22 protein-coding genes are annotated in these 20,989 nt (G+C 46.9%); 16 read left to right on the forward strand and 6 right to left on the reverse strand.

Translation table 11 applies throughout. From position 1 onward, the window contains the following. Window positions 1-125 precede the first annotated feature (125 nt). Both PPRES148_RS08375 and PPRES148_RS08380 read left to right on the forward strand, forming a co-directional pair. Window positions 126-338 (forward strand): hypothetical protein, encoded by a 213-nt coding sequence (locus PPRES148_RS08375; RefSeq protein ID WP_149454060.1) that lies wholly within the window; start codon window positions 126-128, stop codon window positions 336-338. Between the two features lie 42 nt (window positions 339-380). Beyond that, the gene (locus PPRES148_RS08380) at window positions 381-533 is read left to right on the forward strand and encodes a transposase (protein ID WP_149454061.1); all 153 of its coding nucleotides are present in this window, start codon (window positions 381-383) and stop codon (window positions 531-533) included. Between the two features lie 1,151 nt (window positions 534-1,684). On the opposite strand, the gene PPRES148_RS08385 is transcribed toward PPRES148_RS08380, so the two are convergent. Beyond that, the gene (locus tag PPRES148_RS08385; RefSeq protein WP_149454062.1) at window positions 1,685-2,038 is read right to left on the reverse strand and encodes a hypothetical protein; all 354 of its coding nucleotides are present in this window, start codon (window positions 2,036-2,038) and stop codon (window positions 1,685-1,687) included. A gap of 207 nt (window positions 2,039-2,245) precedes the next feature. Beyond that, window positions 2,246-2,458 (reverse strand): CDGSH iron-sulfur domain-containing protein, encoded by a 213-nt coding sequence (locus PPRES148_RS08390; RefSeq protein ID WP_149454063.1) that lies wholly within the window; start codon window positions 2,456-2,458, stop codon window positions 2,246-2,248. Between the two features lie 222 nt (window positions 2,459-2,680). On the opposite strand from PPRES148_RS08390, the gene PPRES148_RS08395 reads away from it, so the two are divergent. Next, window positions 2,681-3,916 (forward strand): spore coat protein, encoded by a 1,236-nt coding sequence (locus PPRES148_RS08395; protein ID WP_149454064.1) that lies wholly within the window; start codon window positions 2,681-2,683, stop codon window positions 3,914-3,916. Window positions 3,917-4,001: 85 nt separating this feature from the next. Here PPRES148_RS08395 and PPRES148_RS08400 read toward each other — a convergent pair whose 3' ends face one another. Continuing rightward, window positions 4,002-4,421 carry a hypothetical protein gene (locus tag PPRES148_RS08400; protein ID WP_149454065.1) on the reverse strand — a complete coding sequence of 140 codons (420 nt, stop codon included), beginning with the start codon at window positions 4,419-4,421 and terminating at the stop codon, window positions 4,002-4,004. Between the two features lie 141 nt (window positions 4,422-4,562). On the opposite strand from PPRES148_RS08400, the gene PPRES148_RS08405 reads away from it, so the two are divergent. Then, window positions 4,563-5,138, forward strand: coding sequence for a DUF421 domain-containing protein (locus tag PPRES148_RS08405; RefSeq protein WP_149454066.1), 576 nt, complete (start codon window positions 4,563-4,565; stop codon window positions 5,136-5,138). On the opposite strand, the gene PPRES148_RS08410 is transcribed toward PPRES148_RS08405, so the two are convergent. Then, entirely contained in the window at window positions 5,128-6,750 is a 1,623-nt protein-coding gene (locus tag PPRES148_RS08410; protein ID WP_149454067.1) for an oligosaccharide flippase family protein, read from the reverse strand. The two genes, PPRES148_RS08405 and PPRES148_RS08410, sit on opposite strands and share 11 nt — an antisense overlap. Window positions 6,751-7,026: 276 nt before the next feature. On the opposite strand from PPRES148_RS08410, the gene PPRES148_RS08415 reads away from it, so the two are divergent. From PPRES148_RS08415 to recJ, 4 genes are all read left to right on the forward strand, one after another. After that, a complete protein-coding gene (locus tag PPRES148_RS08415; RefSeq protein WP_342779844.1) occupies window positions 7,027-7,377 on the forward strand; it encodes a post-transcriptional regulator in 351 nt (116 codons plus the stop codon). A 13-nt stretch (window positions 7,378-7,390) separates the two neighbouring features. After that, a complete protein-coding gene (secD, locus tag PPRES148_RS08420) occupies window positions 7,391-8,647 on the forward strand; it encodes a protein translocase subunit SecD (protein WP_149454068.1) in 1,257 nt (418 codons plus the stop codon). A 68-nt stretch (window positions 8,648-8,715) separates the two neighbouring features. Beyond that, entirely contained in the window at window positions 8,716-9,642 is a 927-nt protein-coding gene (gene secF / locus PPRES148_RS08425; RefSeq protein WP_149454069.1) for a protein translocase subunit SecF, read from the forward strand. Between the two features lies 1 nt (window position 9,643). Beyond that, window positions 9,644-11,350, forward strand: a complete 1,707-nt coding sequence (gene recJ / locus PPRES148_RS08430) for a single-stranded-DNA-specific exonuclease RecJ (protein WP_149454070.1) — start codon at window positions 9,644-9,646, stop codon at window positions 11,348-11,350. A gap of 233 nt (window positions 11,351-11,583) precedes the next feature. Here recJ and PPRES148_RS08435 read toward each other — a convergent pair whose 3' ends face one another. Further along, window positions 11,584-12,039 carry a ferritin-like domain-containing protein gene (locus tag PPRES148_RS08435; RefSeq protein WP_246142936.1) on the reverse strand — a complete coding sequence of 152 codons (456 nt, stop codon included), beginning with the start codon at window positions 12,037-12,039 and terminating at the stop codon, window positions 11,584-11,586. Between the two features lie 846 nt (window positions 12,040-12,885). Here PPRES148_RS08435 and PPRES148_RS08440 point away from each other — a divergent pair. The 8 genes from PPRES148_RS08440 (at window position 12,886) to PPRES148_RS12420 (ending at window position 20,440) form a co-directional block, all read left to right on the forward strand. Beyond that, window positions 12,886-14,046 (forward strand): 5' nucleotidase, NT5C type, encoded by a 1,161-nt coding sequence (locus tag PPRES148_RS08440; RefSeq protein WP_149454071.1) that lies wholly within the window; start codon window positions 12,886-12,888, stop codon window positions 14,044-14,046. Between the two features lie 1,510 nt (window positions 14,047-15,556). After that, entirely contained in the window at window positions 15,557-16,462 is a 906-nt protein-coding gene (locus PPRES148_RS08445) for a thioredoxin domain-containing protein (protein WP_149454072.1), read from the forward strand. 32 nt (window positions 16,463-16,494) lie between these two features. Further along, the gene (locus PPRES148_RS08450; protein WP_149454073.1) at window positions 16,495-16,950 is read left to right on the forward strand and encodes a disulfide bond formation protein B; all 456 of its coding nucleotides are present in this window, start codon (window positions 16,495-16,497) and stop codon (window positions 16,948-16,950) included. 296 nt (window positions 16,951-17,246) lie between these two features. Next, entirely contained in the window at window positions 17,247-17,918 is a 672-nt protein-coding gene (locus tag PPRES148_RS08455; protein ID WP_149454074.1) for a hypothetical protein, read from the forward strand. A gap of 28 nt (window positions 17,919-17,946) precedes the next feature. Next, entirely contained in the window at window positions 17,947-18,303 is a 357-nt protein-coding gene (locus tag PPRES148_RS08460) for a hypothetical protein (protein WP_149454075.1), read from the forward strand. A gap of 462 nt (window positions 18,304-18,765) precedes the next feature. Then, the gene (locus PPRES148_RS08465) at window positions 18,766-19,656 is read left to right on the forward strand and encodes a DsbA family protein (RefSeq protein WP_149454076.1); all 891 of its coding nucleotides are present in this window, start codon (window positions 18,766-18,768) and stop codon (window positions 19,654-19,656) included. Between the two features lie 135 nt (window positions 19,657-19,791). Further along, window positions 19,792-20,103 (forward strand): disulfide oxidoreductase, encoded by a 312-nt coding sequence (locus PPRES148_RS08470; protein ID WP_149454077.1) that lies wholly within the window; start codon window positions 19,792-19,794, stop codon window positions 20,101-20,103. Window positions 20,104-20,245: 142 nt separating this feature from the next. Continuing rightward, window positions 20,246-20,440 carry a hypothetical protein gene (locus tag PPRES148_RS12420; RefSeq protein ID WP_149454078.1) on the forward strand — a complete coding sequence of 65 codons (195 nt, stop codon included), beginning with the start codon at window positions 20,246-20,248 and terminating at the stop codon, window positions 20,438-20,440. Window positions 20,441-20,444: 4 nt separating this feature from the next. Here PPRES148_RS12420 and PPRES148_RS08480 read toward each other — a convergent pair whose 3' ends face one another. Continuing rightward, a complete protein-coding gene (locus tag PPRES148_RS08480) occupies window positions 20,445-20,867 on the reverse strand; it encodes a DUF423 domain-containing protein (RefSeq protein WP_149454079.1) in 423 nt (140 codons plus the stop codon). Window positions 20,868-20,989: the final 122 nt, after the last annotated feature.

Consider the following 20,989-nt stretch of genomic DNA (forward strand, 5'->3'; position numbering starts at 1 on the left):
GGTCCATGGATTCAGGAGTCAAAGCTAGAACCGCAACGGTGGAAATGTGAGTACCGTGAAAGGAAAATCTCCCACGTTTATTCCATCATCGGACGAAGGAAAAAAACACACGAAGGAGTTCGAAGATGAGTTTGGATATACGGCAGAAATTTTCACAGCAGCTCAAGCTGCTGATCATTATTGTGTGCCAAGGGACGGTGCTTTGGACCAGGTATTACTTTAAAATACATTTTCCTGATAGGAAAAGGGGATTGGAGAATCGGGCCCTAGAGGATGCAGAATCACGGAACGGGCCTATACGTATTGGTATGGATGATGTATCAACCCGTAAGGGGTAGAGGTATTTCACAATCATCTACGATCAGGATTCAAGGGTCGTATTGGCTGTTATCGAAGGTAGTAGGAGTCAAAAAGAAGTAGAAGAGGGTCTAAAGGAGAATTATCCTAGGTTGCTTGCATTGACATCAAGGATAGAGGCGGTGTCCACAGATCGCGCCCCGGCATACAAAAATATCGTGCAGAAGGTATGTTAGAACGGCGACCCCCGTCTTCGATCGCTTCCCCATCATTCAAAATATAAGGGATCACGCCCTTCATCCCCCCCTACGACAAGCCCTTGAGCAAAAGGAAATTTACAGCGGCTATAGATCGGCTATTCAGAGATGTGGTGGAGGACGGTTATAAAGAACGCATTTTCCTACAAAAATCTGCATATTTTTTCCCTTTCCCAACAAATACATACACATGGTTGAATTTGTCCTCGCAGTAGGTACATTTCCATCGTTGGGGTTTCATAACTCCCATAGGCCAGGGATGCCGTGTTTTATTTTCCGTTTCTTGTCGAATCCTGCTTTCACAAACCTTTGTCCCAAGTTTTCCGAATCCTCACAAGAACACCTGATTCCCGGGAATGGACGGTTGGCAATGGACTTTAGGATATAACGAATTCTCATTTTATCTGATCTTGTGGGTCCTAATTTCTCTATTTTCACGATTTTCACTTCGTCCGAAAAGATGGGACCTTGGGAAATCTAGTTCTGTTTTCATCTCGACAACCCCTTATTCCCTGATAGAAGGTGAGTTATCAATTATTGTAACATATAAAACTTAAATTTTATAAAAATAACGTATGTGTACTACTGTGTTCCCACAAGAATACCTTGGAATACAGTGGGAGAGAATCTGAATTTAGGCATAAACACAGAAACCTACCACGATGCATTCGATCTATCGAACCCTGGTTCCCCCCACGGGAAAGTACCCCTATTGTACCGATCAGGGTCAATTGTATCAGGGGGCCTAATAGCTTCTGACCCCTCGGGAAACATTCCTTCGTATTTTTAAGGATATTTTTTGGTTAGTTTGTATCAATAAATTCGTTTTTGTCCCCCATTTCTATCCAGGTGAATGATATAGGTTCAGGTGGGTGATCAAAGTCACCCGCATTTTTGACTCCACGTCTGATACTAGGGAATATTATCCCGTTTTGAAACAGTAGTACTTACAAAAAATAAACTACTAAGACACTAAACTGTATTTCAGTAATCTGCCCATTCCTTGCTGTTCCGCCGGAAACAAATTGGGGTCCCACTTTTGTCCGTAATTTCTTTATAAGGTCGAAATGTGGTTTTACTCACAAGTGGAATACGTCCCCTATATCGGGTTTTCCTATCTTTTTCCTATCTTAGGGGGGATTCTCTCTCCAATAGCGGAGATGGATTTTCTCCGGTAAGGGTTGTTTCACATGCAATAGGCCCCGGTCGTCATAGGCATAGGAGTAGGCCCGATAGTGTTCTACCTCCCATTGGGGGAGGGAATCCAGAACGCAATCATCCTCCTGAACCGCGACAATTTCTCTACCAACGAACTCCCATCCTTGTTGATTTTGCAGTTCTAGTCTATTGGAGGGTATGGTGGCGGTTGTCGTAGGGGGGAGAACCTCGGGTAGGGGTATCAGATGAGGGAGTAGGATCATGGTAACCACTAATGCTATGCTGCTGACCGTAATTCCCCAAAGAATTGTCTTCCAAGATCGCAAAATTCATCACTTCCTAGGGGTATGGGGGGATTTGTTTCATCTTCAAGTTACGTACATAGGAAGGGGGATAGTCATGAAATTTTTATTTTCACTTTTGCCACTATTTGTTCTTCACGGTGGGTGGACAACAGGCAGGGAATTTGTTGAGAAGGGGGTCCCCACCGACACTCCAAAGGATGTCGGCGGTCCATGTGTTTCCCGCAGGGATCAGAGGTTATCAGCACGAACGCAACTTTCAAATCCCTTTGCCCTATGTTGACCGTCGCAGAAGGGTTTCTTATCCGATAACCCACAGCGGCAGAGGGAGAAAAGGGATTTGTGTGGGATTTCATTATTCTGGCTATCAACAAGTTGGACATTGTCACCATTACGAACAATTAGCGGTCCATGGTCACGTATTTCTATTCTAACTTTTTCCATGTATACATTCCTCTTTTCCGCAAATAAAGATAATGTAATGCGAACAAAATATAGGATAACCCGCGTATGTCCTTAGGTATTCCAAAGAAAATTTCATCTATGACGAGGGATTACCGGGGAAAACAGGAGTGGAACAGGGTCAAACCGGGAATTGTAGTAAGTAGGGCTACTATCAATAGTTGAGCTTCGTGAATTTTTGTCATTGAAGGAGGAACCCCGATAATGGAAGAGCGTCCAGAAACACCACGCCATTCGGAAAAGGGAACGTCGCCATCGACTGGATCCCATCCCCGCGCATCATCCCCGTCGTCACAACAAAAAACCCATGGTGGATCTAGTTCTAATGCGTTTTCGAATTCCCCATCATCACAACAGCCCGGAGAATGGAGTTCTTCCCCTAATTCATTTACACAATCTGGAGAGGGGTCTCTTGGCTCGTCATCCCCCCCGCAGTCCGGGAGGGCGTCCTTTTCCCCGCAATCTGGGAGTGCATCGCCTAGTTCATCACCCCCTTCGCAGCCTGGGGCAGCATCTTCTAACCCATCACTATCACCCCCCCCGCAGCCTGGTGGGGTTACATCTCCCGGCCCATCGTCCCCCCAGCGGCCCGGGGGGGATATACAATCTCACCCATTTTCACAACAGCAGTCTGGTGGATTGCAATCTGGACCCCACCCACAATCCCAGCCGGGGTCCCCCTCCCAGCAGAGTCAGGCGTGGGGGAATGAGTTCTCCCGGGATGCAATGTCGTTTCACGCTGATCCTCCCTATGATGCCATAAATCTTCGCAATCCCCAACAAATTCTTGTCGATCCACAAACAGGAGTTCCCAAGCCACCAGAGAGACAAATCGGTGGTATACCCGCGAGTCAGAATCACAGTGCGCACGAGCTTTTTGCTGTGCACGAGGTGTTGCATACCACGCTGAATGTGTTGGATCAGTATCTACTACTCCGTCCTCGTTCCTGTTGCCAGGAATTATCCGCCATGCTGGATCGTCAATATGCATTCCTCTGTGACGAGTATAATATGATGGTACAATGTTTTTCCACCGGACAGGACCCCGAGCATCGTACAGGTCGTTACATGATGAGGGTGAACAATCAGACCTCATTTCATCAGCAACCGATGGGAATGGCAATCCGTCGCCCGATTGCTTCCGAGAATGCTGTATCTGGGCCCCATATTGCAATTTACTCGTTGGGTATGTTGAAAAGCTTGGTGGCCCAGAAGGCGGCGGCCGTTTGTGAAATTATTCACCCAGTTATACGTAGGGTGATCTCGGATAGTTTGCCTAACAACATTGAAATGGCTTATGAATTGTACCTATATCTCAACCACCGAGGACAATATGCGGTTCCACAAATGGGTCCCCAGACCATGCAGGGCATGACGAATGCCTTTGTACAGGCTCCCCACTCACCGCGTGCGAATGCGTCAGTGAATTTCCTACAGTGATTTCCCGGGATAGGGTTTAAAACACCGCCAATGGGGCGGTGTTTTTTGTATATCCTTTTCTCTTCGCATTTGCGGGATTTTGTCCCTAGTTCCTCCCATTCTTTCGGGGGTAACGGGCCCCTAGAAAACTACCCATGCTGCTTATACAAATGGAACCGATAAGAGTGGGAAGGAACGAGGGAACAGGATAGGACCAGGAAGGAATGAGCCAGGGCATGACGAAAAGAAAAAGAATACCATTATAAAGTAAACCCTGTTCTATCCCATACCAGGGCATTCCTCCTCCGTGTTGGTAGCCCACAGAAAATCCTCCGCATAGGAGGGCAAAACCTTGGAGAAGAATGCACGCTGGAGTAATGTGATGGGGAGAGAGGTAATTTTGTTGAAGTAGGGTAGCTATGCTCAAAGTTCCTAACAAAAAAATGGCCCATATCATAATTTGGGAGAGTAAACGACTCAAAAGAAACTGTCGGGAAAATATAGGTGCAAAGAGGCGATTCAACACTAGGAAAGCACCCCCTTAGGTTTTTTGGGGTAGTAAGACATGCCACTTTTGGGGCTAGGATCAGAGCATAAACCCCATAGCATCTGTTATACACTAGGGAAGCCAAAAGGGTTCGGCAGACCTGGGGGAGGAATTATGAAGATGGGAGGGTGGATGACTGCGGGGTGTGTTTTACTCTTTGTATGCGCCCTTGTTTTATTGATAGAATTGGTATTGATCATGGACCAGTTGCCATGGATAGCTATTGCATTTTTGTGCGGAGTCGGAGGGGTATTTTTCCTCATGGGACGATGGTGCCTGTGTCGACAGTTACGGGCGGAGGGTCGCTGCTTACCGGCAACCCCTAGGGAAGAATGGGAATCCTCCTCCCCTGTGTTTCGACAGAGGGAATCGCAAAGGGGGGGTATTCCCGTTCCTCTTCTAACGAGGGAGGGGTCGATCAGGATTCCCGAGTGGGCTCATCCCCCACTCCACACCCCGATTCCAATCATTGTTGCGGGTAAAGTACAGGATCGAAATCTGCAGCGGTTGGAGTTGAATCGGTTTTGGTTGAAGCGTGCCATTCAGCGTTGTGGATACAGGGGATTTCATGAAATAGCCAGTGCGGATTTAGATTTTGCAGGGGGATTGCGGGTCCGTGGTTGGAAAACAGGAGGGCCAAACGGAGGACAGCAGTCATCTTATTTATGGGGTCCTCGTAGGGATTCTATGCGGTAAATTTTGTTGCACGGGATAATGGAGTGGACCGATTGAATAGGATGCGAATGTCTCTTCTACGAACCAGTTTTAGCTTCCAAACCAGGATTCCATACAGGGATAGACTCCCCACTATACTGCCAAGCAGGGGAGGGAGTATCCCCCAGGTCGAAGTCGATTCAGGAGCCCAGAGATGCCATAAACCGGCAGCGGACCCGTATGTAGCCAGAGTCAGCCCTAGGAGGGGGAGAAGGCGTCGGTAGGAAGGGATAAGATTGGGAAAAATTTTCATTAAACTGCAAAAATATAACACAAGTGTAGTCGTGGTGCCGAGAGAGATAGCAAGCACCACCCCATCCATTCCCTGGTTGCCTAGGTTTCCATAGATCATGAGAATGGGGAGTAGTAGTGTTTTCAACGTGAGTCCCCCGAATGTACAATACAGTGTTCGTTTTGCACCCCCTAGGGCTTGCAGAATGATGTCTAAAGGTACTTGAAGATGGTAGGCTAACCCAAAGGGTAGGGCTAGAATGCAGAGGAAGTGGGCGATGATCTCCGCACTCCTTGGATAGAGGAGGAGTGCTATAGGTTTAGCCAAGGCCAACAGGAGTATGAAAAAGGGTATCCCAATCAATAAGGCAAGTCGGATGGCTTGGCGGGAACGATGAACGATGGATCTGTGGTGTCCTTTGGCAACAGCCTCGCTAATAGCCGGGAGTAAGGCGGTGGAGAGCGCGGTGGTGATAAAGGAGAGTGCCATTAGTAATAGGGTGGTCGTTCTCATGATTCCATATAATGCTGTTGCATTACCCTTTTCTACTCCCATATAATCCACCAGAATCAAACTGATTAGGGTCATTTCGAATAGATAAAAAAGCATTCTTGTTGAGTTTCGGATCGTAATGGGGAAGGCTATTTTCCACAATTTTTTGAAAGAGGTCGTGATCTCGGAAACGGGGATATCCCTCCATTTCCAATGAGGCCTGGAAGGAGCATGTCGGAAGGATCGATGTAGGAATAATAGCCCTACTAGTTCACCACAGGTTATACCCAACATAGCTCCCGCCACGACCCATGGAAGGCCATAGGGGAGTAGGATGAGGGTCAGGAAAACGGTTGAGAGAACGCGAGTCAATTGCTCGATTGTTTGTGCGACAGCATGGGTGCGCATATCCTGACAGCCCTGAAAGTAGCCACGGTAGACATAAGCTAGAGAAATAATGGGTAGGGCAGGGAGAACGGCATAAAGGGCGTGAAGAATGCGTTCGTCCTTCGACAGTAGGGGGGTTAGGGTGGGTAAGACGAAAATCCCCAGTAGTACCAATCCCAGACTGCCTAACAGGCCCATAATCCTAGCCGCTATTAGGATGGAGGGTATTGCCTTAGGATCCTTGCTTTTCCCTCTTGCCTGTGCAGCAGCGACAAGTTGGGGAATGGCAAAGGGAATCCCCCCGCCTGCTATAGCAATTGCAGTTAGGAAAAACGGGGAGGCCTTTAGATATAGACCAACACCTTCCATACCTATGAGGCGGGGCATGATGAGGAAGACAAGGATGTAACCGAGCGTTTTCACCGCGAGTCCAGACCATGTAAGTAGGACTGCACCCCGCAGGAAATGATTGTTAGTTGCCATATTGGAATTGCTCCTTCATTTTCCGGAATAAGGGACTTTGATAAGGGAAGGGGCTTGTACCCATTACCTCTAAATTCTTATGGTCCATGGCGGGGGGATTGATACTTATTTCTTACCCCTTCCACACATACTGTAGAAGATTCACGAGAAACTTGATTCATGGGGGGGATAGATTCTCTGGTAAAGAACAGGTAAAGTTAGGAAGTACGTTTTTTGCATTCCTTGCCGGAAAAGATCGCAGACGGATGATATTCACGATCAAGGGGGAAAGCTGCTATGAATCGAATGCGGAAGAAAAGACTTGTTGTACCACAACGGTATACATGGGGGGAAAATCAGGAATCGAGCATGTCAGAGGGAGAATTGCGCCGTGTGATTGCTTCTCTGTGTTATAGCAAAGTATCCGAGTTTCATCGCTACGGATATCAGGACGTAACGGCTGGACAGATATGGACTTGTGTCTCGGCTGATTATAAGCATGGCCGGCCGCGTCTTCATCGATTGGTCAACGACATTTTGTCCTTAAAGGCTAATCGATTCATGAACTGGCTGATGCTCTCCGTTTATAAGGGCAAGAGTCCGGTATCCTCCGACCTGTTCGGGGGATCGGGATCAACGAAATCCTAGATTCGGGGGGGACATGATGACTATACCATCTGTGCATAAGGGAAAGTTGGCTCTTTTTGGGTTGATTGTTTTGTTGACACTCGGTATCGTGGGTTCTACTGCCCCATACATAATCGGGAACATCCGTTTAGGGCTTGATTTGAGAGGAGGATTTGAGGTTCTTTATCAGATGCAGCCTGTACCAGGACAGAAAATCGATGATGAAACCGTAAACGGAACCGTAAGGGTTTTGGAGAGGCGGATCGATAAATTGGGTGTCAGTGAACCCAAGGTGGATCCCGAGGGGGAGGGTCAGGATCGCCGTATTCGGCTGCAGTTGGCAGGCGTTAAAAATTCTGAGGAAGCACGTAAATTTTTAGGTACATCAGCCAATCTCACTTTTCGGAAGCAGGACGGGACTATCCTCCTGCAGGGATCGGATGTCAAAGCGGGATCCGCCAAGGTGGGTAGGGATGAGATAGGTAATCCTAAGGTCTATATGAATATGGAGGATCCCAAAAAGTTTGAAAAGGTGACAACGGAGATGGTGGGTCAGCCCTTGTTTATTTGTATGGACGAAGCCTGCCCTAGTAGTCCTATGGTCAGGGAACCCATCTCGGGGGGGGAGGTCGAGATCACGGGGTTGGAATCGAAGGAAGAAGCGAAAAACCTACGGGATCTTATCAATGGGGGTGCTCTACCTGTCGCATTGAAGGAGATCCAGAGTCAAACGGTGGATGCTACCCTCGGTTCTACGGTACTCCAAAAGGGCGTTATGGCGGGTATTTACGCGATCGTGGCTATCTTCGTGTTTATGTTGGGATATTATCGCCTGCCCGGTTTTATTGCCGTCGTTACCCTGATCGCCTACTCCTATCTTGTATTGCTGTGTTTCTACCTGTTGGGGGTACATCTTACGATGCCCGGTATCGCCGCCTATATTCTAGGCATTGGTATCGCGGTGGATGCGAATATCATCATGAGTGAGAGGATCAAGGAAGAGCTTCGCTTGGGGAAACCCCTTCCTTTAGCTGTCCGGGCTGGTTCTAAGCGCTCGTTTTTGACCATTTTTGATGCCCACGTTACCACTCTCATTTGTGGTGGGGTTCTCTTCTCAGTTGGGCAATCTATGGTGAAGGGGTTCGCAGTTTCCCTCATCACAGGTATTTTAGTGAGTTTTCTAACAGCTGTGGCCATGTCACGCATTATGATGACATTGTTGGTTCGTTCCCGGGCTTTTCGTAACTCTAAATGGTTGGGGGTACAACGTGATGAAATACAACCGCTTTGATGGCCAATCCCTGTTTTTCCCAGGGATTGGTGCAAGGATAGATAGGGGGCGGATGGGGGGTGTAAGGTTTGGAGCGTTATCGATTTGATTTTGTCAACAAGCGTCGCTACTATTTTGCCCTGTTTGCTGTAGTAGCCGTTCTTTCCGTTCTCTCCCTCTCCTTCAAGCAGCTCAATCTGAGCATTGATTTCAAAAGCGGGACACGCGTAGAACTCTATACCTCAGGACCTATCGGTACCGATAAAGCAGCTCAGTTGCTGGAAAATATGGGTTATGAACGGCCAAGTGTTCAACAATCCACCGCTGGAAATCCCAATGGGGGGGGGAGGCTCGCGGTCCGCCTTGGTCAGGATCTGAACCCAACCGAGGTGGAAGCAATCCGTGTCCGTTTTGAAAAAGTTTTCCAACAGAATATTAAGTCGGAGTCTTCTGTCGTTAGTCCTACCGTGGGGAGGGAAATTGTACGTAACACGCTGAAGGCGCTCCTATTTGCCTCGTTAGCGATCATCATTTACATTGCATTCCGCTTTGAATATCGGTTTTCTATTGCAACGATTCTGTCACTTTTTTACAATGCCCTGTTTACCACTGGTGTGTTCTCTTGGTTCGGGATTGAGGTAGATCTCCTATTCGTGGTAGCGATTCTGACAGTCATTGGTTATGATATGAATGATTCGATTGTTATCTTTGATCGGATTCGCGAAAATTTGGATCGAAATCCCCCGCGTACGAGGTCGGATCTCTTCCATTTGGTTAATTCAAGTATTCATCAGACGCTGGTTCGTTCTATCAATACCGTTTTGACCGTCCTATTTGCCGGGGTTTCTCTCTATATTTTTGCTGGTGAGAGCATCGGAAACTTTGCCCTGGCCCTTTTGATAGGGATCACCACCGGGACCTTCACTTCCATTTTTTTAGCAAGTCAGGTCTGGGTGGGCTGGAAATGGCATTCCATGAAAAAAGCGCAGATAGCGACGAACGAGGTGAAATCATAGGATGTTGCATTCACGTCATCAGTGGGTTCTTCGTGCACCCGTGGAGCACGAGAAAATTGTGCAGCTATCAGGAGCTACACAAACATCGATTCGTGCTGCACGCGTACTAGCACAACGGGGACTAGTAGGACAAGGGGTCCGGCGTTTTCTTCAGCCCACTCTGAGGGATCTGCACGACCCTTTTCTCATGAAGGATATGGAAGTGGCCGTACAGAGATTACAGTTGGCGAAGGAGCGAGGTGAAAAAGTTTTAGTGTACGGCGATTACGATGTTGATGGTGTGGCTAGCGTGGCGATCCTTGTCCTCGCTTGTCGTCGACAGGGATTGGAGGTGGATACGTACATACCCCATCGCACGAAGGAGGGGTATGGGTTGCATATCAAGCCCCTACGACAAGCTGCCCAACGTGGTATCTCCCTTGTAATCACGGTAGACACTGGGATTGCCAATCACGCTGTGGCCGCAGAGGCGGCCGCTATGGGGCTAGATTTGATTATCACAGACCATCACTGTTGCACGGCCATTGTGCCGATCGCCCATGCAGTTCTCAATCCCAAGCGTCCGGATTGCGCCTATCCCTTTAAGGAACTTTGTGGTGCTGGGATCGCCTTCAAATTAGTGACAGCCTGGCTGGGACATCTGCCCACAGATCTCCTCGATCTAGTGGCCTTGGCTACGGTGGCGGACGTTGTTCCTCTGCAGGATGAGAATCGTGTTCTGGTTGCACATGGCCTAGGCTGTTTTCGTCAACGTCCTGGCCTAGCTGCCCTTTTGAGGGTAGCTAAGCTAGCAGCAGATCATCCAGTCACCGCAGAGCACGTTGGCTTTAGCCTGGGTCCTCGATTGAACGCGGCGGGTCGTCTGGATCATGCCCAGCCTGCACTCGATTTATTGTTGGCGGAGGAGGATCGACAAGCGAAAGCATTGGCGAAGGAACTGGATAGGTGGAATCAGCAACGGCAGTGGGCAGTGGATGGCATGGTGAAAGAGGCTGTGCGGGAAATAGAACAAAATCGGTCGTTATATCAATACGGGATTGTTCTGGAAAACCCTGCCTTCCATATTGGTGTGGTGGGTATCGTAGCGTCCCAACTGGTGGAGAAATATGGTTGTCCAGCGATCGTCCTGACCGTTGATCCACAGACGGGGGAAGCAAAAGGTTCGGCACGTAGTATACAGGGTTTCAATTTGTATGCTGAGCTCAAAAAAGCGGATGAATTATTGTCCCGCTGGGGTGGACATGCACAGGCTGCTGGGATGACGTTGCCTATGAGAAGGATACCCGAGTTGCGTCAATCACTGCAATGCTCCTTTTTGGAGGTTTTGCCTACTCTCCCCAAAAAACCGGAGATATTGGTAGATGCTGTGGTAGAACTTAGGGAATTAGATGAAGTTTTCTGGCAAGATTTACAATTTCTGGGTCCCTGTGGTCAGGGGAATCCACCTCCGCGGATTGTAGTACAGGGAGCTAGAATTGTCGATTGTCAAGTGCTCGGTGATCACGGACAGCACGCACGGATGGTTTTTCAACAGAGGGATGTCATCAAACAAGCTATTGCTTTTCGTTGTAGTGATTGGCTAGATCAGGCCCAGAGGGCCCCCGAGGTGGACTTGCTAGCGCAATGGGTGGTCAACCTCTGGCGGGGTAAACGAACTTACCAGTTACAGTTAGAGGATATAAGACATTCTAGGGTAGGGCAGGTGTAAAGAAATGGGTGGTTGCAAGGATGCAAGAATGATTTCAAATTTATAAAAATTTACATACAATTACAATTGTTATTGTGTTGATGGACGCCTTCTTTTCACCTGTTGGGAATATAGAGTACTACAAAAAAAGGATTCCGATCGGAATCCTCTTTTTGTTGATTAGTGCATGGTTTTCATGAGTCTATAGAATGTGGGTTTAAGGATAGCATTTCCGGTAGGGATCGATCAGGGATTTATAGGTTAGGGTCCGCTAACAAACGGGACGTTTCTTCCAAGTGTTGGGTTTCTTCCTTGATCATGTCCTCCAACTGGATTTTAAGCTCCCATAATCCTAGATTTTCTGCCTGTTCGATGCGTTCCACATAGGATTGGATCGTATTTTCTTCAGCCTTCTTCATTGTTTCCAGCATAACTCGAGGGTCACGGGTTGGGGAGATGGGGTCCACGTCCATGACTGGCTCTCCACCCAGGAAGCATATTTTTTCCGCTAGGTATTCGGCATGATTCAACTCATCCTTTGCCTCTTTGAGAAATAGGGGTTTTAAGGTGGTGCGAGCCAGGCCATGTAGGACAACGGAGCAATAGAGGTAGTAGTGAATGGCTGTCATCTCAGCACGTAAATCCTTTTGGAGGCCTTCCAGAAGTTTCCTTTTGGCATTTTCGTCCATGTTTTTTTCCATTGTATCCATCAATTCCTTTCCGATAGAATGTGATGAAATCGGTAATCTCTGGGCATATAGGAATGGTTCTCCTATGCCCCTAGCTTACCTCATCCTCGTCTGATTATCTAGAAGCTTTACTTTTGGGTCCAATTTTATCTGTGTTACGTAGGATCCCCCTATAGTACGTCGTCTATGTGCCGATGGAATGGTCTCTTGGCCAACCCTTGAGCTCGGAATAGGATCAGGTGCTTTTGCTGGGTCCCCCCAACCCCAATGGTTACAAGATCAGGAGAAGCAGCATACCCTTGTGGATGTGAATTTCTGAACAAGGTTTTCAAGGGGGATTTCCTCCCAATGGGAGGATTTTCTCCTTGGATTCATATATAAAATATTTTATTTAAATAAAACTTTAAAAATATGTTTGGATCGAATACTATATGTTTTGAATTAGATCATTCAGAAAAGGAATACCACAAACACAAAAAAGGCCCTGGGTAGACGTTTTTACCAGCGGATTCCCCGAAGAAGGGCATCCATCGAGTAGGGCTGAGTGTGGTTTGGGGCCTGCTATCTACATAACCTATTGGATACACACCCGATTGATATCTTAAGTTCGAAGTTTAGCCAATATGTATTGGTTGTAAAGAATGGAAAACTGTGATATCCTGTTGGGTCAGGGGATGGTCATCTTTGGCTCATGCATGTTTGATTTTATTATGATTTTCTATCGTGAGTTGTCTATTTTCTCTGTCTGTGAATGGATGGAACTTTAGGATTCTGGTATCGTGGGCTTACTTCCTATTGAGTGGCTATTTGGACATGAAGGAAGGATTTTGCACAGCCTTGGATGTGCGGGGGAGAGTGTGATTCTACGTGCGAATTGGTGTCGATCTCCACGGAACGGTGAAGGATACCCCACCGTCCGCCGGGGCAGTGTATGACAGAATTTTTAATCCAGGAACGGGGTCCAAAGATTATTCGCTAGGAGCATCAGGCTATTTTGCCTTCGAACCCTTTTACACGAGTTTGCCAAGTGGGGGGGATGGGGTTGATATCGGGAAGGCTCGCCATCTATGGAATCAGTGGGGAGCCCATTTCTATCGGAGTGGGTATCCCTTTGATCACGCATCCAGGGTTTTACAGGAACTTCAGAAAGATCATGAGGTCCATTTCATTACCTCCTGTACGGATCTACCAGCATTACGGGAGGTAACGGAGACGTGGCTAAGGAAGCATCTCTTTCCTTTTACGGGTAGGAATCTGCACATGACCTGCGGTAGAAAAGTTGAGGTATCCAAGCAGCTGGGAATAGATCTATTCTTTGAGGATAATCCCGTGGACATACAAGACCTCATCCGTAACAACATCCCAACCGTCATCAAGGACGCTCCGTACAATCGTTCCTTTCCGTATCCCTTACAGCGGATACGTTGCTGGCGGGAGGCAGGGCAATGCATTTCAACCCTGTCCCGAGAGGCACATAGGCTACAGGAGGTGTTGGATCAATACCATGGGGTTGTTCTGAATGAGGATCTTCTCCTTTCCCGCTCGGATTTGTTGAAAATGCAATCCTCGTGCCAAGAAGACGGACGCGAGCGCGAGGCGCGGGAACGGGGGCTCAGTTATGTGGCTCTCCTGGGGGATATCGGTTGTATGGTCAATGGAGCTGGTTTGGCTATGGCAACACTTGATATCTTGCATCAATTGGGGGGAAGACCCGCCAATTTCCTTGATATAGGGGGTAACGCGACCACAGAACGCATTGCAGATGCCTTCAAAATTTTGGCGCTTGATCCGCAGGTACGGGTGATATTCATCAATATCTTTGGTGGTATGGTTCGTTGTGATCGATTAGCAGAGGGTCTCATACAGGCAACGTCTAAGATGGTGCACCCTTGTCCCCTTGTTGTCCGTTTAGAAGGGACCTATGCTAGGGAGGGTCTCAAGATTCTGCAAGCCACCCAATTGCCTATTACTATAGCTACCTCTATAGACAGGGGAGCGGAATTGGCTGTTCAGGCGGCGCGGGAGTGATGGGGGAATGCGTGCCATAGAAGGGGATGGATGAGACAGGTACTTGGTCGATTGGGTTGATTGGGTTGGTCGATGAAAACTACCCCTCTGAGGAGTGGTTTTTGATATGAGGGGTAGCCAAACAGCCCCTTCCATTTATATCCATAATTGTTACTACCCCGAAATCTGTTTACTTATATTGACATTGCGAAGTTATACTCATAGAAATAAAATATACATAGGTTTCATTAGACATGAACATAACCATCCCAAATCAGGGTACTTTCCTGGTACCACCTTCACTATTCCGCTTATGCCAGTCGCGAGGCTGGAGGAAGCGCCACTCTTAACATATAACTTGACATACAAATTCATATTGCATGTATATATAAAAAGTATAACTATAAATATAATAATGTATAAAATAATGTATAAACTTTATTTAAATAAAGATGTATCCCCCTGTCGTTAGCCACCCTCCTATAGGTGTTTGGGAAATGGAAATCGAGGTTTGGACCCTATTCACGGACGAATTTATATGATGGTAATGCACAGGGAGAGGGGGGCTCCCCAGTTATAAAACTGGAAATGGTGGTGTACATCCTATTGTACAAAGCCGTATCTTTTATAGTGAAGTATAAAAAAACAGTAATAGAAATTCCCATAAAAATTCTAATGAGTAACCATGGTGTGCTATTGGGATTTTTCATGATTTTGAATACCATTTCCCCTTGCCCTCCTTTGTGTTCCCAGATAGAGGTATTTACCGACGTTGGCGTAAAAACAAAACTATCATCCCTATCTATATTTACTTATTAATGTTTTATCTTTTAAATACTTTTCATTGTAGATACCAGGAGGGCCAACAGTTATGCAACCGGGTGGTACCTGTGGTCGCCATCCCCTATTTGCATCGACACTATATTTCTACAATGTATTTTCGTCTCTTTGTAGCATCCCATATGAACCCAAGTTTTGTATCATAGATATAGCCTTCGTAGTTCTGCCTTTCCCCGTTGGATGTATCAGCGGTACCCGTAGTCCAACAACATTCCTGTTCTTTATATCATATACATTTTGATTCCCGTCGATTGATCTTCTGCTGATCTTTCCAAAGTGGGAGGAATGTATCCTCAATGGTCTGGGCAGGGGCCATGGTACAGTGAAGGATAGGAATGATCGATAGTGAGGCAATGGATACGAAGGTCCTACATTTTCGTCATAGTTTTTATCCCCCATCATTATAAATTTTCATAATTTATAAAAAACGATAAATATTCCGGGGGAACCCGTTTAGAAAGGGGACTTCGTTTAGGAATCATTATACAGACAAAAAAATATATTTTCAATTCAATATTAAATAATAGAGCATGGATATTTCTGTGTAAGGGTACACTACCCCAAAACAGGGTCGAGGATGGCAAAAGTTGTTTTGCTGTGTTCCCATGGGGTATTTTTTCCCCTGGGTTGCGCTTTCCTAGCCCTTTTTGTCCATGAAAACGCCTAGGCGGCGGGTTGGGGGGACGTTTTCTTGAGGGAATTCGGTCATAGGTCACTAAGGAGAATTCTACTTATTGTTGTTCCTCTCGTGTGTCTTCTCATTGCGGGCGATTTCGTTTTCTATCGTCACCCCATGGGGGGGACGAAGGCATCCCCCGTCTATGATATCGACTACGGTAGCATGCCCTATATTGGTTCGGCGGGTGCCCCCGTGCGGGTGGTGGCTGTGGGGGATTTTTTTTGCCCCATTTGTAAGACATTCCACAACGAGCGGGTTGTGCCACAGATTATGGGGAAGTACGTAAACACCGGCAAGGTACGTTTTTATTTTGTGGCTTACCGGGCCCTGGGGGATGCCTCTATCCGGGTCCAGTTGGTAGGGAAGTTGCTTGCCGATCATGATTCTGCTTCCTATGCCAAATATTGTGAATTAGCCTACCAACAACAGGATGCCCTGATGGGATCCGATGAAGAAGTGGAAGCTATTGAGGAGTTGCAACTTAGGAGCAAGAGGGAAGCGAACCCACAAAGGAAACAGACTTTGGAGAATGAAATCAGCACTCGAAGCTTAATCCATACCAGGGAAGAAATCGGGATCCTGTGGGATATTGTCCAGCAGAGTACAACGAATGTAGATATTTTGCGAAAAGCCTATGGACTCTTAGATATGATTGGTAAAGCATCTAAGAAGGCCCAAGGGGATCCCTCTAATACCCATGTCGAAATGTTCGGTTCGGAGGAGATTCAACAGGTATTTCAAGCTCTTACGAAGGAAATCGAGGATGTTGAAGGTTTCTGGGATCGTCAGGATTTCAATTCGGTACCGATGCTCTATGTAGAAGGGGTACCTGTAAAGCACCCACTACGATGGGCCGAGGTGGATGGGGCTATTTCTAAAATGGTAAAATTAAAGTCAAATGGTAGTCTGGGCTCCTAGGTCAATATAGTACACGGGAACGGGGGAGATCGATGCTGAATCGATTACGAAGACTGAGTTACAAGTATGGACTTCAGACAGCCGGGGTTCTTGCCTTTTTCGCATCGATGGTCAGTCTGTACATGAGTGAAATGGCCCATTGGGAACCTTGTAATCTTTGTTGGTTCCAAAGATCTATTATGTTTCCCCTTGCTTTCCTGCTAGGATGGGCAGCAGGAACCAACGACCGCCAGTTTGTAGGGTATGGAATGCTGCTCGCTGGGGCGGGGGTTGGTATTTCTTTTTTCCATGTTCTCAAGTTGCATGTACCCTCCCTACAAGAGATGGGTTGTAAGGTGGGGGTTTCTTGTGTCGAAGACAAACTGATTCGATTGTCTGGGATCCCGTGGTTGAGTATACCTCTGCTTACATGCCTGTGTTTTGTTTTCCTCCTGGTATGCCTAGGGTTAGCCCATCCACGTTATCGAGAAGAGAATAATATTATGTGAAGTCGTGTGGGGGTATTCCCCATTAAGCTACAAAAGATACCCAGGGGATGGGTACCCACCATGGGTAGATTGATCATCTTTTCTTAGTATAGAATCCTACTGAAATAAAGAATTATAAAGTGGGAATGGGTTGTTTTGGGAGTGAATAGGGGGGGATTTTTAGGTACTTGAAATTAGAGGTCTGTGTTGGATCTGTCCATGTAGGTATTGTTGAATATATACTATTGTGTTAAAATGGTTTATTTGATTTGAAATAATTCCTCTATTAAAATAAAAGTATAGAAGGGAATCTGGAGGTGAACTTTGATTTGAAAGAGGTCCAAATCAAACAGAATCGACGTTTCAAAACATTTGCCATGGCGACCCTATGGGAGATGGCACTGTGGACTATGCTGGGGAGCACCGTGTCTTGGATCATCATGTTGGTGGCCCTATTGTTAACCGTGCCGTTCCCACTCTTTGCAACGGGACTCATGTCGTACTATGGACTGTGGATCAATCTGGTTGTGCGCTTTTACGACGTACCGTTCTGCGATGCACCGCTCAAAAAAGTAGGGAATGATCGGTGGCCCATTTTTGATCGGCGGCCCATTTTTGAACGGGAGGATGATCCGTGGGTCATTTTGGGGATCTCAGTGGAGTTCATGCTAACGGCTCTACTGGGGTTCGCGCTGGGGGGTAAGCTGGGGTTCGTGTTTGGGTTCCTAGTGATTTATCTTCTTCTCGATGTACTGTCCCGTCCAAATGGAAGGATTCGGGGCTTTGTGTGGGCCGTGTTAGTGGGCGTACTGGGGGGCGTACTGGGGGGTATGCTAGGGCTCTCAGTGCATACCGTACTGGTGTCCACACTTGGGGGGGATGAGATGTGGATCCATCTGGCGGCGATTGCGCTGATAGCCTTAATGTTTGCGGTACGATGTGTCGTCCTGCCCAAGAGACAAAAGGATCAGGCGTCATTTCGGCAATAGCCCTAATCCTAATTAGGGGTCGTGTGCTGTGAAGTGTGCCGCGCAACATGCTATTAGACCCGTGCTGGGGACCGTGTTGGATGTCATGCTGCGAAGCCTCGTTGGGGATTTTGCAAGGGGACTGCTATGCCCGTTGGTTAGCTTGGGATCCGTATACGGGGGGTTCTTCGTGCTGTGGATCAGATTGGTTGTGCACTCTTACGTCGTACTGTTCCGCTATGTACTGCTCAAGAAACTAGAGAATGATTCGCGAGTCATTTTTTGGGGTCTTGGTGGGGGGGACCGCGCCGGGGGAGCTCTGTGGTTGTTCTTCCTCGCAATGTACTATCAAGGGGTAGAAAGGATTCGGATCATTTCGGCAACTGCATTCCGAGATCTCTCTTAATAAGGGGGAGGTTGTAAGGAGTACCTCTGAGATACCACAGCCCTATTCGACGTGAGAGGGTTGGTTGAGACGTCACAGCCCTACTCGACGTACTGCGGTGGTCTTTTTGAGGGGCGCGTTCCTCATTGAGATAAGGAATCCAGCCAGGGGATGGGGGTCCTCCTACCGTAGAATCCCATCATGGGTAGATTGATTGGGTTTCTTAGTGTAGAATCTATCGCAATCCAGAGGAGTGACGTAAGCATATAGGTTATTGGGGAGCAAATAAGGGGGGTTTTTTAGGTACTGAGTTAGGGATCCGTGTTAGGTATGTCCCTGTAGGTATTGTTGAGTATATTCTGTTGTGCTACAATAGTATGGTAAATCTGCAATGGTACTGTAGAATTTAGTACTTAAATTTTTACGGAGATCACAGCTTTAGAATGAAACAACTGCAATTCTTACCATAGAAGAGAATCTGGGGTGAATTTTGATTTGGAGGAAAACAAAATCAAACGGCGTCAACGTTTTAAAACATTAGCCATGGCAACTCTATTGGGGTCCATTCTGGGTGTGGGCGTTTTCGTTCTATTCAAGGAACGAAAAGATCCAGGGGCCATTTCGGCAGCCGCATTTCGAGATCTTCCCTACCAAGGGAAAAAAGAAGCCCCTTTAGAAGCATTCGAGGTTTTCGATTTCGAGTGCGTTCATTGCAGAGATTTTATTCTTAATGTTTATCCTAAAATAAAGCAGGAATACATTGATAAGGGTAAACTTAAATTTCATCTTATAAATGTAAATTTCATAGATAAGAGTGGTTTCTTTTCCGCAGTTCCGAACATAGCAGGTCAGTTATTACTGGAACGCGATCCGGAGGGCTATGATAAATTCTGCGAACTGGTATTCCAAAATCATAAGGATATCTTTCCGAGGGAAGAAAAGGAAACATTGAGGAAAATGATGGAGGAAATGAAAACCATTAGTGGGAACAAGAAGGAGGAAGAGCTTACCAAAGAAGAACAAAGTAAATTATCAGAATTAAAGAGTAAGATCGAAAAAACAGCATTTGATGGAATTAAGAGCCGTTTAGCTCTTGTGCAAAAGTTGGTGGAAGGGAGTACGCAAACCGATAAAGCAAAGGAGATCAATGGAATAGTAAATGGAATAGTAAGTCCATCTGATGATCCACAACAGCAGTCTCTGATAGAGAAAGCCCGCAAGGTAGTGGAGACAAGAACGAACCAGGTAGGGAGTCAAAAAATCGATCAAGTCCCCAAATTATTGATTAGGAAAGAAGGGGATGATACTTTAAAGGATATTAAAAAATTTCAGGATTGGCCCTCAGTCAAAAAAGAAATTGATGATCTTTTGTAGACATGACCCCCACACCCTCTGATGGTATAGAACCAGGGGGTAGGGGGGTTCAGACAAGGGGGTAATGAGATAGGAAGTTCGTGGCGAAAATGGGGATATGAGTATGGTTTCTACTTAGCTTGGATCCTTTCCTTAGTGAGTATGTTTGCCAGTCTCTACCAGAGTGAAATTTTGGAATTCCTCCCCACGGGGGACACTACCAATGTATATTGGTTGCAAAGGATTTGTATGGTGCCCTTGGTCTTCATTCTGGGAAAAGCTGTTTTGGACGATTATCGTCCCGTCATTAGGTACTGTGTTCCTCTAGTTGCTATGGGAATTTGCAGTTCTGTTATCTACCTCTACCGATCACCACAAGAAAATGCGGCCTTTCTGGGGCTTACATCTTTTTTGTTGATTTTATTTTGTCTTTTTCTTTCCCTCCGTCGGGGAGGGGAAGGGGCATAACATGGGTTGTAAGACATTACGGTTACAAATGGGTTTTTTTCACGGGTCGTTGGTACAAAATTGCATAGTATAGAAGCAAAACCCTGTGGGCATCTGCCAAAACCGTTGAATGTATCGAGTTTCAGGAAGGGGGGAAAACCCCGTGGATTCGTATTGTGGTCCAGACTGTCATGAAAATCCAGGATCGTTTCATCATCATCACAGTTGGGGTTGGATTGTTGTTGCTATTTTGGCTATTGCCCTCATCGGGTGGTTATGGCATTACCACAGGGGGGGACGGGATGGAAACTGTGGTGGGATAGGTCCTCAGGGTGGAACACCTTGTGTTGGTACGTGATCTTTCATTCCTGCCCATGACGGTAATTTTCCTCGCGATAGGGATTTTTCCAGGTGGCTATGGCTATCCAGAACCAACCGAGAATAAAACATCCCCCTCCGATGGGCGTGACGGCACCTAGTATTTTGTAATCCGTGAGCGCCAAGAGATACAAACTACCGGAGAAAATAACAGTTCCTGCTGTGAGTAACCAACCGCTTGTGGAAAGGGCCCTGTTCAGTGGGCTCTTCTTCATTGCGAGTAAAATCCCTATAAAGAGAAGGCCAAGACCATGGATAATCTGATAAAAGGATGCGGTCGTCCATGATTGCATTGAGATGGTAGAAAGGTACTGGCCCAGGAAATGTGCACCAAAGGCTCTGCATGCCACGCCTAGCGCCAACAGACTGGCACCTATACTTAAGAAGATGGATTTTGGTCTTGTCATGAAGCTCCCCCCTTGGGATTGATTCAACAACCCTCCCCCCCATGTTGTTGAATCTCCGGTGCGTTTAGATCCGGTGCTTGCTCCGGAGGGTCGTAAGAATTCCGGATCCAACCGAGCAAGGT

This window comes from Pasteuria penetrans, assembly GCF_900538055.1.
Classification (GTDB): Bacteria; Bacillota; Bacilli; order Thermoactinomycetales; family Thermoactinomycetaceae; genus Pasteuria; species Pasteuria penetrans.

Bases quoted from the DNA above. Each gene is read 5' to 3' on its own strand.
- PPRES148_RS08375 (WP_149454060.1), top strand. From the start codon at position 126: ATGAGTTTGGATATACGGCAGAAATTTTCACAGCAGCTCAAGCTGCTG.
- PPRES148_RS08390 (WP_149454063.1), bottom strand. From the start codon at position 2,458: ATGGAAAAAGTTAGAATAGAAATACGTGACCATGGACCGCTAATTGTT.
- PPRES148_RS08395 (WP_149454064.1), top strand. From the start codon at position 2,681: ATGGAAGAGCGTCCAGAAACACCACGCCATTCGGAAAAGGGAACGTCG.
- PPRES148_RS08405 (WP_149454066.1), top strand. From the start codon at position 4,563: ATGGGAGGGTGGATGACTGCGGGGTGTGTTTTACTCTTTGTATGCGCC.
- PPRES148_RS08410 (WP_149454067.1), bottom strand. From the start codon at position 6,750: ATGGCAACTAACAATCATTTCCTGCGGGGTGCAGTCCTACTTACATGG.
- PPRES148_RS08415 (WP_342779844.1), top strand. From the start codon at position 7,027: ATGAATCGAATGCGGAAGAAAAGACTTGTTGTACCACAACGGTATACA.
- secD (WP_149454068.1), top strand. From the start codon at position 7,391: ATGATGACTATACCATCTGTGCATAAGGGAAAGTTGGCTCTTTTTGGG.
- recJ (WP_149454070.1), top strand. From the start codon at position 9,644: ATGTTGCATTCACGTCATCAGTGGGTTCTTCGTGCACCCGTGGAGCAC.
- PPRES148_RS08435 (WP_246142936.1), bottom strand. From the start codon at position 12,039: ATGGATACAATGGAAAAAAACATGGACGAAAATGCCAAAAGGAAACTT.
- PPRES148_RS08450 (WP_149454073.1), top strand. From the start codon at position 16,495: ATGCTGAATCGATTACGAAGACTGAGTTACAAGTATGGACTTCAGACA.
- PPRES148_RS08480 (WP_149454079.1), bottom strand. From the start codon at position 20,867: ATGACAAGACCAAAATCCATCTTCTTAAGTATAGGTGCCAGTCTGTTG.